General features: G+C 67.1%; 15 protein-coding genes. 8 read left to right on the top strand and 7 right to left on the bottom strand.

Annotated features, from left to right (window positions below):
* Positions 1 to 130: 130 nt before the first annotated feature.
* Positions 131 to 592, top strand: coding sequence for a tRNA (cytidine(34)-2'-O)-methyltransferase (locus V8U06_RS08880; protein WP_427140335.1), 462 nt, complete (start codon positions 131 to 133; stop codon positions 590 to 592).
* Between the two features lies 1 nt (position 593).
* On the opposite strand, the gene V8U06_RS08875 is transcribed toward V8U06_RS08880, so the two are convergent.
* A complete protein-coding gene (locus V8U06_RS08875; RefSeq protein ID WP_427140334.1) occupies positions 594 to 1,802 on the bottom strand; it encodes an MFS transporter in 1,209 nt (402 codons plus the stop codon).
* The gene (locus V8U06_RS08870; RefSeq protein WP_427140333.1) at positions 1,799 to 2,371 is read right to left on the bottom strand and encodes an NADPH-dependent FMN reductase; all 573 of its coding nucleotides are present in this window, start codon (positions 2,369 to 2,371) and stop codon (positions 1,799 to 1,801) included. The genes V8U06_RS08875 and V8U06_RS08870 overlap by 4 nt, the downstream gene beginning before the upstream one ends.
* Before the next feature lie 73 nt (positions 2,372 to 2,444).
* Between V8U06_RS08870 and soxR the strand changes: the two genes are divergently transcribed.
* A complete protein-coding gene (gene soxR, locus V8U06_RS08865; RefSeq protein ID WP_427140332.1) occupies positions 2,445 to 2,915 on the top strand; it encodes a redox-sensitive transcriptional activator SoxR in 471 nt (156 codons plus the stop codon).
* Here soxR and V8U06_RS08860 read toward each other — a convergent pair.
* Both V8U06_RS08860 and V8U06_RS08855 read right to left on the bottom strand, forming a co-directional pair.
* The gene (locus V8U06_RS08860; protein WP_427140331.1) at positions 2,912 to 4,192 is read right to left on the bottom strand and encodes a hemolysin family protein; all 1,281 of its coding nucleotides are present in this window, start codon (positions 4,190 to 4,192) and stop codon (positions 2,912 to 2,914) included. The two genes, soxR and V8U06_RS08860, sit on opposite strands and share 4 nt — an antisense overlap.
* Positions 4,193 to 4,325: 133 nt before the next feature.
* Positions 4,326 to 4,586 (bottom strand): hypothetical protein, encoded by a 261-nt coding sequence (locus V8U06_RS08855; protein ID WP_427140330.1) that lies wholly within the window; start codon positions 4,584 to 4,586, stop codon positions 4,326 to 4,328.
* A gap of 153 nt (positions 4,587 to 4,739) precedes the next feature.
* Here V8U06_RS08855 and hemF point away from each other — a divergent pair, with 153 nt between their 5' ends.
* The 3 genes from hemF to V8U06_RS08840 all read left to right on the top strand — a co-directional run bounded on the left by hemF (position 4,740) and on the right by V8U06_RS08840 (position 6,279).
* Positions 4,740 to 5,651, top strand: a complete 912-nt coding sequence (gene hemF, locus V8U06_RS08850; protein ID WP_427140329.1) for an oxygen-dependent coproporphyrinogen oxidase — start codon at positions 4,740 to 4,742, stop codon at positions 5,649 to 5,651.
* 83 nt (positions 5,652 to 5,734) lie between these two features.
* A complete protein-coding gene (locus V8U06_RS08845; RefSeq protein WP_226918232.1) occupies positions 5,735 to 5,956 on the top strand; it encodes a hypothetical protein in 222 nt (73 codons plus the stop codon).
* 131 nt (positions 5,957 to 6,087) lie between these two features.
* Positions 6,088 to 6,279: a DUF1059 domain-containing protein gene (locus tag V8U06_RS08840; protein ID WP_226918231.1), complete on the top strand. Its 192-nt coding sequence runs from the start codon at positions 6,088 to 6,090 to the stop codon at positions 6,277 to 6,279.
* Positions 6,280 to 6,283: 4 nt separating this feature from the next.
* Here the strand turns inward: V8U06_RS08840 and V8U06_RS08835 are convergent, their stop codons facing one another.
* The 3 genes from V8U06_RS08835 to V8U06_RS08825 are packed head-to-tail and all read right to left on the bottom strand — an operon-like array spanning position 6,284 to position 8,786.
* On the bottom strand, positions 6,284 to 7,543 hold the full coding sequence (locus tag V8U06_RS08835) for a CCA tRNA nucleotidyltransferase (RefSeq protein ID WP_427140328.1): 1,260 nt from the start codon (positions 7,541 to 7,543) through the stop codon (positions 6,284 to 6,286).
* Complete coding sequence (locus tag V8U06_RS08830) at positions 7,540 to 8,172, bottom strand: CoA pyrophosphatase (protein WP_226918229.1); 633 nt, start codon at positions 8,170 to 8,172, stop codon at positions 7,540 to 7,542. The genes V8U06_RS08835 and V8U06_RS08830 overlap by 4 nt, the downstream gene beginning before the upstream one ends.
* On the bottom strand, positions 8,169 to 8,786 hold the full coding sequence (locus V8U06_RS08825) for a DUF1285 domain-containing protein (protein ID WP_427140327.1): 618 nt from the start codon (positions 8,784 to 8,786) through the stop codon (positions 8,169 to 8,171). The genes V8U06_RS08830 and V8U06_RS08825 overlap by 4 nt, the downstream gene beginning before the upstream one ends.
* Positions 8,787 to 8,960: 174 nt before the next feature.
* Between V8U06_RS08825 and V8U06_RS08820 the strand changes: the two genes are divergently transcribed.
* The 3 genes from V8U06_RS08820 to V8U06_RS08810 are packed head-to-tail and all read left to right on the top strand — an operon-like array spanning position 8,961 to position 13,712.
* Positions 8,961 to 9,974 carry an AAA family ATPase gene (locus tag V8U06_RS08820; RefSeq protein ID WP_427140326.1) on the top strand — a complete coding sequence of 338 codons (1,014 nt, stop codon included), beginning with the start codon at positions 8,961 to 8,963 and terminating at the stop codon, positions 9,972 to 9,974.
* Positions 9,975 to 9,987: 13 nt separating this feature from the next.
* Positions 9,988 to 10,905, top strand: a complete 918-nt coding sequence (locus V8U06_RS08815; protein ID WP_427140325.1) for a DUF58 domain-containing protein — start codon at positions 9,988 to 9,990, stop codon at positions 10,903 to 10,905.
* Positions 10,902 to 13,712: a DUF4159 domain-containing protein gene (locus V8U06_RS08810; RefSeq protein ID WP_427140324.1), complete on the top strand. Its 2,811-nt coding sequence runs from the start codon at positions 10,902 to 10,904 to the stop codon at positions 13,710 to 13,712. Before V8U06_RS08815 ends, V8U06_RS08810 begins: the two co-directional genes overlap by 4 nt.
* Position 13,713 lies beyond the last annotated feature (1 nt).

Raw genomic sequence — 13,713 nt, 5'->3', positions numbered from 1 at the left:
CCCTTTTCTCGCGTTGCAGATAGGCTCTGGGTAACGCGAAACGGCGCAAATGGCCAGAGACTTCGTCGCAGATTCGCATCTGAGGCCAATTCTGTTGCCACCGCGCCACATCTGGACTAGGCGAAACGCCATGTCCAACCTGCGCATCGCCCTCTACCAGCCCGACATTGCCGGCAACACCGGCACGATCCTGCGGTTTGCCGCCTGCCTCGGCCTGTCGGTCGACATCATCGAGCCCGCCGGCTTCGATATTTCCGACCGCAACCTCAAGCGCGCCGGCATGGACTATCTTGCGACCGTCACGCTGACGCGGCACGTCAACTGGGAGCAATTCGAGGCCTGGCGCGCGCAAAGCGGCCGCCGGCTCGTGCTCGCCTCCACCAGGGCGGCGGAGCACTACACGGACTTTTCCTACAAGCCGGACGACATCCTGCTGTTCGGCCGCGAAAGCGCCGGGGTGCCGGATCATGTCCACGATCGCGCGGACGGCCGGTTGCTCATTCCCATGGTCGAGGGTCAGCGCTCCATCAACGTCGCGCTCTCCGCCGCGATGATCTGCGGCGAGGCGCTGCGCCAGACGGGCTTTGCCTGACCTAGCCATCGCGCGGCCGGACGAGACGCGCGGCGAAAGCGACGACACCGAAAACCAGCACCACCGCGCCGACCAGGGCATAGGCCCGGCCGTAACCCGACATCGAAATGAGCGGCTGCGAGACGATGGGCGAGAGGAACTGCCCGGCGAAAATGGCGGAAACCAGCAGGCCCGAAATCCGGCCGCGCAGCGCGGGCGGCGCGAGCAGCATCGCCGCGGCGGCGAAGTTTGGCATGATCGTACCCATGCAGACGCCCGAGACGGCCATAGCCGCAAGCACGCCGGCATAACTTTCCGCGCCCGACAGCAGCAGGAAGGAGACGCCCGCCGAAGTAAAGCCAAGACCGAAGACGCCCATGATGCCGAGCAGGCGGCGGAAGGGCGCGAAGGCAAGCGCACTCACCACGCCGACAAGCTGCCCCGCGCCGATGGCCGCACCCGCAAGGCTCGGCGCACCGTAGCCGAGATGCTCCAGATAAAAGGGAAGCTGCGTCGGGATCATGTAGAAGGCGATCATGTTGACGGCCGCGGCGAGGAACAGGAGGGCAAGCAGGGCCGCCCTTCGCGCGCCGAGCCCGTTCTCAGGGACGACCGGCCCGGCCGGCCGGGTGCGGCGCGGCTCCGGCAGGAAGGCCAGCGCGGCCGGCAGCAGCAGCACCGCGACCGTGTAGATGAGGAACGGTCCGCGCCAGTGCACCTCCGCCAGAAACCCGCCGCCCGTCAGGAAGAGCGTGCCGCCGATACCGACGAAGGCCTGCTGGAGCCCCATGTAGCGGTCCCGCGCCGGGCCATGAAAGAAATCGCCGACAAGCGCCGTCGTCGCCGTCATGATGCCGCCGACCGCAATGCCCAGCGCCGCACGACCGACGAGAAGGCCCGGCAGCGTGTCGAGGAAGAGACCGGAAGCACCCGCGACCGTGAAGAGCGCAAGCGAGGCGACGAGCAGGGGTTTGCGGCCGAACCGGTCGACGAGGAAACCCGCCGCCGGGGAAAACAGCGCGATGAACACCGCGGGAAGCGTCAGCACCAGCCGGCTGAGCAGCGCCACGTTCTCCATGTCGGCAAAGCGCGCGGCGATGCCCGGCAGCGACGCGGAAATCGTCGCGCCGGACATGATGGTCAGCGTGCTGATGAGGAGCAGCGTCGCATTGCGCCGGAACTCCTCCGGGGTGCGGGCGACTTCGGCCATGGCGTAGTGATCCGGTTTCATGCGGCTGCCTCGTCATAGCGGGTTGCGATGCGCGCCGCCTTCAGCGCGTTTGCCCACCAGGTAAGGCGCTTCATCAGCACGACAAGCTGACCATTGAGCTGGCCCGGGCGGAACGGGTTGCCGGCCGGATCGAACTGCGTCCAGGCATGCGGCAGGCTCACGCTCTCGCGGATCGCCACGGCATGCAGTTCGGCAAAGACCAGCCGCAGCTGCTCCACGGCGCGCAGGCCGCCCGAAACGCCGCCATAGGAAACGAAAGCGATGGGCTTGGCATGCCAGGGCCGGAAGCAGCTGTCGATGATCGCCTTCAGCGCGGCGGGATAGGCGTGGTTGTATTCCGGCGTGACGATGAGGAACGCGTCGGCCTGCAGGATACGGCTTTCGACCAGATCGGCGGAGGCGGCATCGAGACCTCCGGGCGTGAAGGTCAGGTCCGCCGGATCGATGCGGATGATGTCGTATTGACCGAAGCCCTTCAGCTCCGGTTCCAGCCATCCCGCGATCGTATCGGCGAAGCGTCCTTCGCGGCCGCTGCCGTAGATGAGGGCGATGGTCAGTCTGTCTGTCATGCTTGTTTGCTCCGTGTTGGAAAAGCAGGGAGCCACTGGTATAAAACCTCAAGCAAAGTTGAGGTCAACAGCCATGACGGAAAATATGCCGAAGGACGCCATGCCGCGCGAACTCAGCGTCGGCGAGGTCGCGGAGCGCAGTGGCGTGGCGGTGTCCACCTTACATTTCTATGAGACGAAAGGGCTGATCCGCAGCCAGCGCAACCGCGGCAACCAGCGGCGTTATCCGCGCAGCATCCTGCGCCGCGTCGCCGTCATCAAGGTGGCGCAGCGCACCGGCATCCCGCTTGCGGAAATAGCAGAGGCTCTGTCCGTGCTGCCGCACGACCGGCCGCTGACGATACAGGACTGGCGCAATCTTTCCGAAACGTGGCGAAGCCAGCTGGACGACCGCATCGCGCGGCTCACCAAGCTGCGCAACCAGCTGGACGGCTGCATCGGCTGCGGCTGTCTTTCCATGCGGGAGTGTCCGCTGCGCAATCCCTGGGATACGCTTGCAGCGGAAGGCCCGGGCCCGAGACTGCTCGAGCCCGATCCCGCTTAATCGAGCCGCGTGGCGAGCAGCTTGTCGACGCGCCGGCCGTCCATGTCGACGACCTCGAAGCGCCAGCCCTGGGTTTCGGTGATCTCGCCGGTCTTCGGCAGTTTCTGCAGCGATTCGATGACAAGGCCGGCGGCCGTCTGATAACTGCGGCGCCCCGGCAGCGCCAGGCCGAGGCGGTCTGCCATTTCATCGATGGGCATCGCGCCGGAAATCAGCCAGGAGCCATCCTCGCGCTGCACCGCATAGTCGTCGTCGCCTTCGTCGATATCGGCGCGGAATACGCCGGCAATCGCCTCCAGCACGTCGGCGGGCGTGATGATGCCCTCGAAGTGGCCGTACTCGTCATGGATGAGCAGGATCGGCACTTCCGAATTGCGCAGTGTTTCCAGCACGCGCATCGCATCCATCGTATCGGGCACGATCGGCGCCTGGCGGACGAAGGAGCGCACATCGAGCGGCTGGCCGGTCAGCATGGCGGAGAGAAGCTCGCGCTTCTGCACGATGCCGACGATGGTCTCCGGCCCGCCATCGGCGACCGGCAGGCGGGAATGCTGGCTCTCGATGAGCAGCTGGTGGATTTCCTCGACCGTGTCGTCGAGGTCGATCCAGTCGACATCGTTGCGCGGCGTCATGAGGCCGCGCGCCTCGCGGTCGGAAAAGCGCATCACGCCGGCGATCATCAGCTTTTCGCCGCCCTCGATGACCCCTGCGGCCTCGGCCTCGGCGACGATGGTCTTGATCTCCTCGTCGGTGACGACGCTTTCGGAGACCTCGTGCTGGCCGAGCAGGCGGAAGATGAGGCGCGTGGAGGCGTCGAGCACCCAGACGGCCGGCGCGCCGGCCTTGGAAAGCAGCGACATGGCGGGCGCGACGAGCGAGGCGAACCGCTCGGGGTTCTTCAGCGCGATCTGCTTGGGCACCAGCTCGCCAATGACGACCGAGAGGAAGGTGATGATGGAGATGACGATACCGTAACCGAGCGGGTCGGCGAGCCAATCCGGCACACCTTCGGCATAGAGAATGTCACGCAGGCGTCCGCCGAGCGCGGCACCGGAGAAGGCGCCGGCGAGGATGCCGATGAGCGTGATGCCGATCTGAACGGTGGAGAGGAACTTACCGGGGTTTTCCGCAAGCTTCAGCGCCGAAGCGGCGCCGCGCGAGCCTTGCGCGGCCATGGTCTTGAGGCGCGGCTTGCGCGAGGAGACGATGGAAAGTTCGGAAAGGGCGAAAACCCCGTTCAAGAGAATGAGGAAGACAGCAATCGCGAGTTCTAACAAGGACTATGAGCCGTGCTTGAGAACCGCAACGGCGCCTTTCTGTTGATGACGATGGCTGCAAGATAGGGGTGCACGGCTCCGCCGTCAATCGAACTTGCCGGATTTGCGCGCGCCAGACGTGTGGCGATGCGCCTCAATCGGCGCTCGGCAGGCGGCGCATGGTGAATTCGATGCGGTCGCCGTCGAGCATGCGCCAGCTTTCAACCTCGGTCCAGTAGGCGGCTTTCGGCCAGAGATCGAACCATTCGCGCGCCTTGTCCCGCGCCGCCTGCCGCTCCAGGCAGAAGGTCTCACGGACGAAATGACCGCCCTCGCTGGCGGCCTTGCCACGGCGGTGGCGCTCGATCTGGCGCCGGAGCCCGTCGAGCGGGGGCGGACCGGGAACACGCGCCATATGGGTTTCCTCCTGGCAGCACGGTTTCTCAAGCGGTAAGATAGGCGGCCGCCGCGCCTTTTGCGAGTCCCGCCTTGCCGGTTGCCAAACGGCGCAAAGTTGGGAAGTGTGGCCAAAATGCGAATCGGCCTCGAGCCGCCAGCGGGAAACACCATGGAACGACCTGACCTGCCGAAAGGCCTGCCCGAGGATATCGAAGACAAGAAGGACGCCGCCCGCGCCTGGTTCGGCCAGCTGCGCGACGCGATCTGCGCCAGCTTCGAGGCCATCGAGGACGAGTTGGAAGGCCCGCTCGCCGACCAGCCGGCCGGCCGCTTCGTGGCCAGGGACTGGCTGCGGGACGGCGGCGAAGGCGGCGGCGGACGCATGTCCATGATGGAAGGCCGCGTCTTCGAGAAGGTCGGCGTGCACACCTCCACGGTCTATGGCGAATTCTCGCCGGAATTCCGCGGCCAGATCCCCGGCGCGAGCGAAGACCCGCGCTTCTGGGCCTCAGGCATCTCGCTGATTGCCCATCCCGTGAACCCCAACGTGCCGGCCGTGCACATGAACACGCGCATGGTCGTCACCACCAGCCGCTGGTTCGGCGGTGGCGCGGACCTGACGCCCGTGCTCGACAGCCGCCGCTTGATGAGCGACCCGGATACCGCGCTGTTCCACAAGGCGATGGAAATCACCTGCAACCGCCATCCGGTTGCCGACCACGCCAAGTTCAAGGACTGGTGCGACGAGTACTTTTTCCTCAAGCACAGGAACGAGCCGCGCGGCACCGGCGGCATCTTCTATGACTGGCTGCATTCGCCGGAAGAGCTCGGCGGCTGGGACGCCGACTTCGCCTTCACGCAGGATGTCGGCCGCGCCTTCGCGATGGTCTATCCCAAGATCGTGCGCTCGAACTTCAACAAGGGCTGGACGGAGGAGGATCGCGACGAACAGCTCATCCGCCGCGGCCGCTATGTCGAGTTCAACCTGCTCTATGACCGCGGCACGATCTTCGGCCTGAAGACCGGCGGCAACGTCGAGTCCATCCTCTCGTCCCTGCCCCCGGTGGTGCGCTGGCCTTAAGGCGGCCCTCTCCGCCTTGTGATTACGGCTTCGCCGGTCCTGATGGTAGACTGCCTCCACATGATTCCATGGAGGAGGCAGTCATGAGCGATGCGGTACAAGACGCAGTGCGTACGGGCTCCGGCCCGCATTCCCCTGAGACCATGCGGACCGACAGGGATCTCCCACATGCCTATATCGTCGAGGAAGCCCGGCTGAAACAGGCCGGCACGATCTATCATCTTGCCGCCCACCAGACGAAGCCGGAGGAATTCCAGTCCTCGGCCTGCTTCGACGCCTGGGCGAAGGACGACGACGCGGCCTGAATTGCCCGCCGGTTTTCCTGCGTGCCCGGAGCGGAACTCCGGGCCGTCTTTTCCGTTTGAGAAGGCGGCCGGTTTGGTCGATCCGGCCTTATCTGCTACACTGGTTCCGTTGAAACGACAGGAGATAGGTCATGAGACTTTTTGAATGCGGTTCACTTGTCCCCGGATGCGACTGGCATACGCGGGCCAATGACGATGCGGAGGTCGTGCGCCGCGCGGTCGAGCACATGCGCACCACCCACGGCGAGACGATGATCCGCGAAAGCATGGTCGATCACATCAAGGAACGCATCACGGACGAGAAGGCGGCCGACGCCGCCTGACGGATCAGTCCTTCGTCGCAAGTTCCTCCAGCCGGGCAAGCAGCTTTGCCCGGCCGTCATGGAAGTTGCCCGCAACCCATTCGTCCTCGACGGCCCCGAGCACGGCGCCCACTTTCGGCCCCGCCGGCACGCCGGCGGCCAGCACGTCCGCGCCGTTCAGCGGGAAGGTCGGCTTTCGCCATTTCTCCGCCCGCGCAAGCAGCCGCTGGCAGAGACCGGCAAAGGGCAGCGCCTCGGGATCGCCGAGGCCCCGCGCGCGGGCAGAGGCGAGCGCGAGTTTCAACCGCATTGTCAGGCCCTGCGGGCCGTTGCGATAGAGCAGCCGGTCGAAGGCCGTCTCGGCGAGCTTCGGCGCGATCTCGGGCGCGCCGGCCCAATAATCCAGAACCGACGCTTCCGCCTTGGACAGGCGCAGACGCTCGGCCAGAGCTTTCAGCCGGTCCCGATCCGGCGGCACGATGGCGGCAAGGCGCAGCAGCGGATCGGGTTTCCAGCCGAAGGCCTTCTCCGCATCGATGAGCGCGGGGATCGCATCGATGCCCCACTTTTCCGTCTCGGGCAGGATTTCCGTCAGTACGCCGGCCTGCCGCATCCACAGCAGCGCGCGGCCGGGATCGGGCGCGCCGAGCAGCCTCTTCGTCTCCGACCAGACCCGTTCGGCGGAGAGCTTCGCAAGGCTGGTCTTCGCGCGCGCGCAAGCCTTCAGCCCCTCGGCATCCGGCCGGCCGCTGCCATAGAGCGCGAAGAAGCGGAAGAAACGCAGGATGCGCAGGTGATCCTCCGCAATGCGCATCGCCGCGTCGCCGATGAAGCGCACGGTGCGGCTCTCGATATCCGGCAGACCGTTCACGAGGTCGATGACCCTGCCGTCCCTGGTCGCATAGAGTGCGTTGATGGTGAGATCGCGCCGTTCGGCATCCGTCTGCCAGTCCGTGCCGAAGGCCACCTCCGCATGGCGACCGTTGGTCGCCACGTCCCGGCGCAAGGTCGTCACCTCGAAGGGCTTTCCATCGATGACCAGCGTCACCGTACCGTGCTCGATGCCGGTCGGCACCGCCTTGATGCCGGCCGCCTTCGCCCGCTCCACCACGGTCTCCGGCCGGAGCGTCGTCGCGATATCGACATCGGCGACCGGCAGGCCCATCAGGCTGTTGCGCACGGCCCCGCCGGCAACGCGCCCTTCGCCGCCGTCGCTGTTGAGCAGCGCCAGCACGCGAACGAGCGCGGGATCGGCGAACCAGGCCTCGCCCGAAACAGAGGTCATGCATACAGCCTTTCATAGATCACCCGCACGATGCCCGCGGTGATGCCCCAGATATTATGCCCGTCATAGGGCATGCGATAATAATGCCGCTCGCTGCCAAGCCATACGCCGCTGCCCTGTTCGTGGTTGCGCGGATCCATCAGGAAGGAGAGCGGCACGTCGAAGACCTTCTCGACCTCCGCCGGATTGGGCACGAGCTCGAAGCCCGGCTGGACCACGGCAAGCACCGGCGTGATGGAAAAGCCCGACAGCGCCTTGTAGTGCGGCAGGCGGCCGACCGGCTCGACGAAACGCCGGTCGAGGCCGATCTCCTCCTCCGCCTCGCGCATGGCCGCCGCCTCGACATCCTCGTCCTCGTCGTCCACCGCCCCGCCGGGAAAGGCGACCTGGCCGGAATGCTTGCGCAGCGTTGCGGTGCGCTGGGTGAAGATGACGCGCGCCTCCTCGCCATCGTCGACGACGGGGATGAGTACCGCCGCATCGCGCAGCTTCATGCCCTCGATATGGGGAATGACGGAGGGATTGAGGAGGCTGTCGCCGTGGTCGCGCCAGCTCTCTTCGCCGAGCGTCAGCATCTGTTCGCCCGCCCGGCGGCGGAACTCGTCGGCACTATAGGGGGGAAAGCTCATCGCGACAGCGCATCCAGATCGGCCGCCGGCATGATCGGGAAGACCACGCCGCCCGAGCGCACCGCGAACATGGCGACGCCGTCGATCTCGACGGTCTCGCCAAGCGCCACCAGATCGTACATCACCGCCCGCGAGACCAGCGCCTCCAGCCGGCCGCGCACGAGGATATAGGGCTTCAATTCGCTGTTCTCGCCCGCAATGAGGAAGCGCAGCGGATGCTCCGCCCCGGCCTCGACCACATCGCCGACATTGCTGCGGAAGGTGAGCGTGCGATCATCGCCCTCCCCGCTCACATTCATTTCCACCGCCAGGAACGGCGCATCGACGACGCGGATGCCGACCTTCTCGACCGGCGTCACCAGATAGGTCTTTCCATCCTCGTCCTTGCGCAGCACGGTGGAAAAGAGCCGCACCAGCGGCGCGCGGCCGATCGGCGTGCCCATGTAGAACCACGTGCCGTCGGCACGAATCTCCATGTCGATATCGCCGCAAAACGGCGGGTTCCAGCGCTCGACCGGCGGCAGGCCGCGCCCGCCCGTTTCCGCCGCCGCGCGGGAGATCAGCGCGGCCAGTCCCGCCGCATCGCTGCTTTCGCGAATTTCGCCCGTTGCCATTGTTCCGTCCCGGTTCAACCCTATCTCCGCGAGAGGAAAAGGTGGATACACTCACGAGATAGTCATTTCGTGGCCGCTTGTCAGCCACGGGTGAGCTAATAAGCTTTTCATGTAGGTCGCGAACGGGGCAAGGCCACGATTCGCCGCGTATTGCAAACGGCACTGGAGACGACCATGGGCGTTCAGAATTCCCCCGAGGCAGGCCTGGACGAAAAGGCGGTGATCGCCGCGGCCGAACGGGCGCTCTCCGATATCGCCGTCATCCGCAAGGAAATCGCCAAGGTGATCTTCGGTCAGGAAAGCGTGGTCGAACAGACCATGCTCGCCGTGCTCTCCGGCGGCCATGCGCTGCTCGTCGGCGTGCCGGGCCTTGCCAAGACCAAGCTCGTCGCGACGCTCGGCACCGTGCTCGGCCTTTCGGCAAGCCGCATCCAGTTCACGCCCGACCTCATGCCCTCCGACATCCTCGGCTCCGAAGTGATGGACCAGGACGAGAACGGCAAACGCTCCTTCCGCTTCGTGCCAGGCCCGATCTTCACCCAGCTCCTGATGGCCGACGAGATCAACCGCGCCTCGCCGCGCACGCAGTCCGCGCTGTTGCAGGCCATGCAGGAATACCACGTCACCGTCGCCGGACGGGCCAACGACCTGCCGCGCCCCTTCCATGTGCTGGCGACGCAGAACCCGCTGGAGCAGGAAGGCACCTATCCGCTGCCCGAAGCCCAGCTCGACCGCTTCCTCCTCCAGGTCGACGTGCACTATCCGGACCTTGCCGCCGAGCGGCAGATTCTCCTGGAGACCACCGGCGTCAGCGAGGCGCAGGCCGGCGCGGCCATCTCGGCCGAACGGCTGATCGAGATCCAGACCCTCATCCGCCAGATGCCGGTGAGCGAGAAGGTGCTCGACGCCATTCTCTCGCTGGTGCGCTCCGCCCGTCCCGGCAACGGTGTCGCCTCCACCGACAAGCACGTCGCCTGGGGCCCCGGCCCCCGCGCCGGCCAGGCGATGATGCTCTGCGCCCGCGCCCGTGCGCTCTACGAGGGCCGTCTCGCACCGTCCGTCGACGACGTTCTCGCGCTCGCCGAACCCGTGCTCCAGCACCGCATGGCGCTGACCTTCGGCGCGCGCGCCGAGGGCATGTCGGTGCGCGACGTCATCGCAGGCCTCGTCCGGCAGGCGGGCGGCTGAACGGGATAGAAGCATGGCGTCCATCGGCCAGATCGTTGCGCCAACCCCGACCCGCGATGTGCTCTCGCGGGCGCAGGCGCGCGCCGCCCTCATTCCCGATTGCATGGTGGAAGCCCAGCGCCTCGCCAATACGGTCATCGCCGGCTGGCACGGCCGCCGCAAGCGCGGCATCGGCGAGAATTTCTGGCAGTTCCGTCCCTATGTCGACGGCGAGAGCCTGTCGCGCATCGACTGGCGACGCTCGGCGCGCGACGACCACACCTATGTGCGCGACCGCGAATGGGAGGCTGCGCATACCGTGTGGATCTGGGCGGACCTGTCGCCCTCGATGATGTACAAATCCACCTTCGCCACCGTCTCGAAGGAAAGCCGCGCGCTCGTCATCATGCTGGCGCTCGCCGAAATCCTGGCCCGCTCCGGCGAGCGCATCGGCTGCCCCGGCATCATGGAGCCCATCGCCGCCCGCAATGCCGCCGAACGCCTGGCGACCGCCCTCATGCACAACGCCGCCACGAACGGCCTGCCGGAAACGGACATGATCCGCAGCAACAGCGAGATCGTGCTGATCGGTGATTTCCTCGACCCGGTCGCCGATGTCATGGACCGCCTCGGACCGCTCGCCCGCCGCGGCCTGCGTGGTCATGTGGTCGAGATCGCCGACCCGGCGGAGGAGATGTTCCCCTATGCCGGCCGCACCGAATTTACCGATCCCGAAAGCGGCCAGAAGCTGACGGCCGGACGCGCCGAAACGCTGAAAGACGACTATGCACGCGCCTATTTCGCGCGCCGCGAAACGCTCGCCGACAGCCTGCGCCATCTCGGCTGGAGCTTCATCGCCCACCGCACGGACCGGCTCGCCTCGGAAGCGCTGGTTTCCGTGCACGCCTATCTCTCCGGCATGCCGGCATTGAAAGCGGAGAGCCGGGTATGAGCGCGTTCGCCTTAGCCTTTCCCGCCGCGCTCGCCGCACTGGTGCTGCTGCCCGTCATCTGGTGGCTGCTGCGCCTGACGCCGCCGAAACCGCTGACGGAGGTGTTTCCACCCTTCGCCATCCTCGCCTCCATCCTCAAGCGCGAGGAAACGCCGGCGCAGAGCCCCTGGTGGCTGACGCTGCTGCGCATGCTGATGGCCGCTGCCGTCATCCTCGCCATCGCCGATCCGGTCTTCAATCCGCGCACCAGCACGCTCGCGACCAACGGTCCGCTCGTCCTCGTCCTCGATAACAGCTGGGCTTCGGCGACGGACTGGCCGCGGCGCGTCGAGACGGCCGAGGCGCTGATCGACGATGCCGAAAGCCGCGACGTGCCGATTTCCCTCGTGCTGACCGCCGACCGCCAGCACGACGCCGTGCCGGTCGATGCCGCCACCGCGCGCAACCGCCTCGCCGCCGCGGAACCCCGCCCCCTGCCGGCAGGCCGCGCCGCCACCATTGCCGCACTGCGCACCGCGCTGGACGGAACGGCGCCCGGCACGCTCGCCTTCCTCAGCGACGGCATCGCGGATGGCGAAACCGACGATGCGGTGACCGCCCTACAGGCCCTCTCCCCCGCCGACTTCCGGCTGATCGAGGGTGACGGCGCGGCGGCCGTGGCCGTCACATCCGCTGCGAACGGCGCCGATGCGCTTGCCCTCACGCTCACCCGCCTCGACGGCCGGACGGCCCGCAGCCTGCCGCTGACCGCACACGATTCCCGTGGCAGGCCCATCGCCGCGGGCGCGGCGGAGTTCGCAGCCGGCGCCACGACGACGACAGGCACGATCACCGCGCCCTTCGAGCTGCGCAACGATTTTGCCCGCGTCACCATCGACGGCCTGGCCAATGCCGGCGGCACCTACCTTCTCGACGACGGTTTCCGCCGCCGCCGCGTCGCCTTCCTTTCCGGCGAGGTGACGGATGCGAGCCAGCCACTGCTGTCGCCGCTGCACTATATCAACCGGGCGCTCGCGCCCTATGCCGACCTGATCGAGCCGAGCGTCGCGGACCTTTCGGTCGCCATTCCCGAACTCCTGGAGCAGAACCCCTCGGTGCTGATCATGGCCGATATCGGCCGCCTGCCGGAGGACGTGCAGGGCGCGGTGCGCCGCTGGATCGAGGCGGGCGGCATGCTGGTGCGTTTCGCCGGCCCGCGCCTTGCCGCAGCGCCCGCCGACGATCCGCTGGTGCCGGTGCTGCTGCGCAAGGGCGAACGCGCGCTCGGGGGCGCGCTTTCCTGGTCCGAACCGCAGCCGCTCTCCGCCTATCCCGCGAACAGCCCGTTCTTCGGCCTGCCGACGCGGGCCGATATCCTGATCAAGCGGCAGGTGCTCGCCGAGCCGACCCCGGATCTTGCCGAGCGCACCTGGGCGAGCCTTGCCGACGGCACGCCGCTGGTGACGACCGGCCCGCTCGGGTCCGGCCGCATCGTGCTCTTCCATATCAGCGCGGAAACCGGCTGGTCCAACCTGCCGCTCTCGGGCGATTTCGTCGAAATGCTTCGCCGCACGGTGCAGCTTTCGCGCGGCGGCGGCGTTTCGGCCAAGGACGGGGAGCGCGGCCAGGGCCTGCCGCCCTACCGCCTGATGACTGCCAACGGCACGCTTGTCGCCGCCACGGGCGAAGCCAAGCCGCTCGCCACAGGCACCGGTGAAAAGGCGATCGCCAGCTTCGACAACCCGCCCGGCCTCTACGGCACCGAGGACGGCTATGTCGCGCACAACCTCCTGCCGCCGGGCCATGAGATCCGCCCGCTCACCGTGGCCGAAGGCGCATCCGTCCTGCGCGAGCCGCTGATCGGCAAGGAGACCTGGTCGCTGAAACCGCATCTCTTCACCCTCGCCGCGCTGCTGCTGCTGGCCGACTGCGCCATCGTGCTCCTGATGGGCGGAGCCTTCGCCGCCGCCGCACGCCGCATGCCCAAGCGCGGCGCGACCGCCGCACTTGCCGCCCTGTTCCTTGCCGGCGCGCTTGCCGGCCTGCCCGGCGAAAGCCGTGCGGCCGACGGGAAGCCGGGCGACGAGACGCTGCTGTCACGGCTCGACACGACGCATCTTGCCTATGTGGTGACAGGCGAAAGCGAGGTGGACCGCATTTCCGAGCGCGGTCTTGCCGGCCTCACGGAATTCCTGACCTACCGCACGACGCTGGAACCCGGCACGCCCGTCGGCGTCGATATCACGAAGGACGAGCTTGCCCTCTATCCCATCATCTACTGGCCGGTGAGCGCCACGGCGGAAATGCCTTCCAGCGCCGCGATCAGCCGCATCGACGCCTATATGCGCAGCGGCGGCACCGTGCTGTTCGACACCCGCGACCAGTTCGTCTCGCTCGACAGCAATGCGACCAGCCCGAACACCGAGCGTCTGCAGGCGATCCTCGCCAATCTCGACATTCCGCCGCTGGAGCCGGTGCCGGCCGACCACGTCCTCACCAAGGCCTTCTACCTGCTCGCCAATTTCCCCGGCCGCTATGCCGGCAGCCCGCTGTGGGTGGAAGCCGAACTCGACCGCAAGGAAGATCCCTCGCGTCCGGCTCGCGCCGGCGACGGCGTTTCGCCGATCATGATCACCGGCAACGACTTTGCCGGCGCCTGGGCCGTGGACAACAACGGCATGGCGCTGCTGCCAACCGTGCCGCCGGACGAGGTGCAGCGCGAGCACGCCTTCCGCTCGGGGGTCAACATCATGATGTACATGCTGACCGGCAACTACAAGGCGGACCAGGTGCACGTGCCCGCCCTTCTCGAACGGCTGGGGCAGTGAC

It is taken from the genome of Shinella sp. G-2, from assembly GCF_050172695.1.
In the GTDB taxonomy this organism is placed as follows: domain Bacteria; phylum Pseudomonadota; class Alphaproteobacteria; order Rhizobiales; family Rhizobiaceae; genus Shinella.
Note: the sequence above shows the minus strand (reverse complement) of the source record. Positions and strands in the feature narration are given on the sequence as shown.

Bases quoted from the DNA above. Each gene is read 5' to 3' on its own strand.
- V8U06_RS08855 (WP_427140330.1), bottom strand. From the start codon at position 4,586: ATGGCGCGTGTTCCCGGTCCGCCCCCGCTCGACGGGCTCCGGCGCCAG.
- hemF (WP_427140329.1), top strand. From the start codon at position 4,740: ATGGAACGACCTGACCTGCCGAAAGGCCTGCCCGAGGATATCGAAGAC.
- V8U06_RS08820 (WP_427140326.1), top strand. From the start codon at position 8,961: ATGGGCGTTCAGAATTCCCCCGAGGCAGGCCTGGACGAAAAGGCGGTG.
- V8U06_RS08880 (WP_427140335.1), top strand. From the start codon at position 131: ATGTCCAACCTGCGCATCGCCCTCTACCAGCCCGACATTGCCGGCAAC.
- V8U06_RS08830 (WP_226918229.1), bottom strand. From the start codon at position 8,172: ATGAGCTTTCCCCCCTATAGTGCCGACGAGTTCCGCCGCCGGGCGGGC.
- V8U06_RS08875 (WP_427140334.1), bottom strand. From the start codon at position 1,802: ATGAAACCGGATCACTACGCCATGGCCGAAGTCGCCCGCACCCCGGAG.
- V8U06_RS08825 (WP_427140327.1), bottom strand. From the start codon at position 8,786: ATGGCAACGGGCGAAATTCGCGAAAGCAGCGATGCGGCGGGACTGGCC.
- V8U06_RS08815 (WP_427140325.1), top strand. From the start codon at position 9,988: ATGGCGTCCATCGGCCAGATCGTTGCGCCAACCCCGACCCGCGATGTG.
- V8U06_RS08840 (WP_226918231.1), top strand. From the start codon at position 6,088: ATGAGACTTTTTGAATGCGGTTCACTTGTCCCCGGATGCGACTGGCAT.
- V8U06_RS08835 (WP_427140328.1), bottom strand. From the start codon at position 7,543: ATGACCTCTGTTTCGGGCGAGGCCTGGTTCGCCGATCCCGCGCTCGTT.
- V8U06_RS08870 (WP_427140333.1), bottom strand. From the start codon at position 2,371: ATGACAGACAGACTGACCATCGCCCTCATCTACGGCAGCGGCCGCGAA.
- V8U06_RS08845 (WP_226918232.1), top strand. From the start codon at position 5,735: ATGAGCGATGCGGTACAAGACGCAGTGCGTACGGGCTCCGGCCCGCAT.
- V8U06_RS08810 (WP_427140324.1), top strand. From the start codon at position 10,902: ATGAGCGCGTTCGCCTTAGCCTTTCCCGCCGCGCTCGCCGCACTGGTG.
- soxR (WP_427140332.1), top strand. From the start codon at position 2,445: ATGACGGAAAATATGCCGAAGGACGCCATGCCGCGCGAACTCAGCGTC.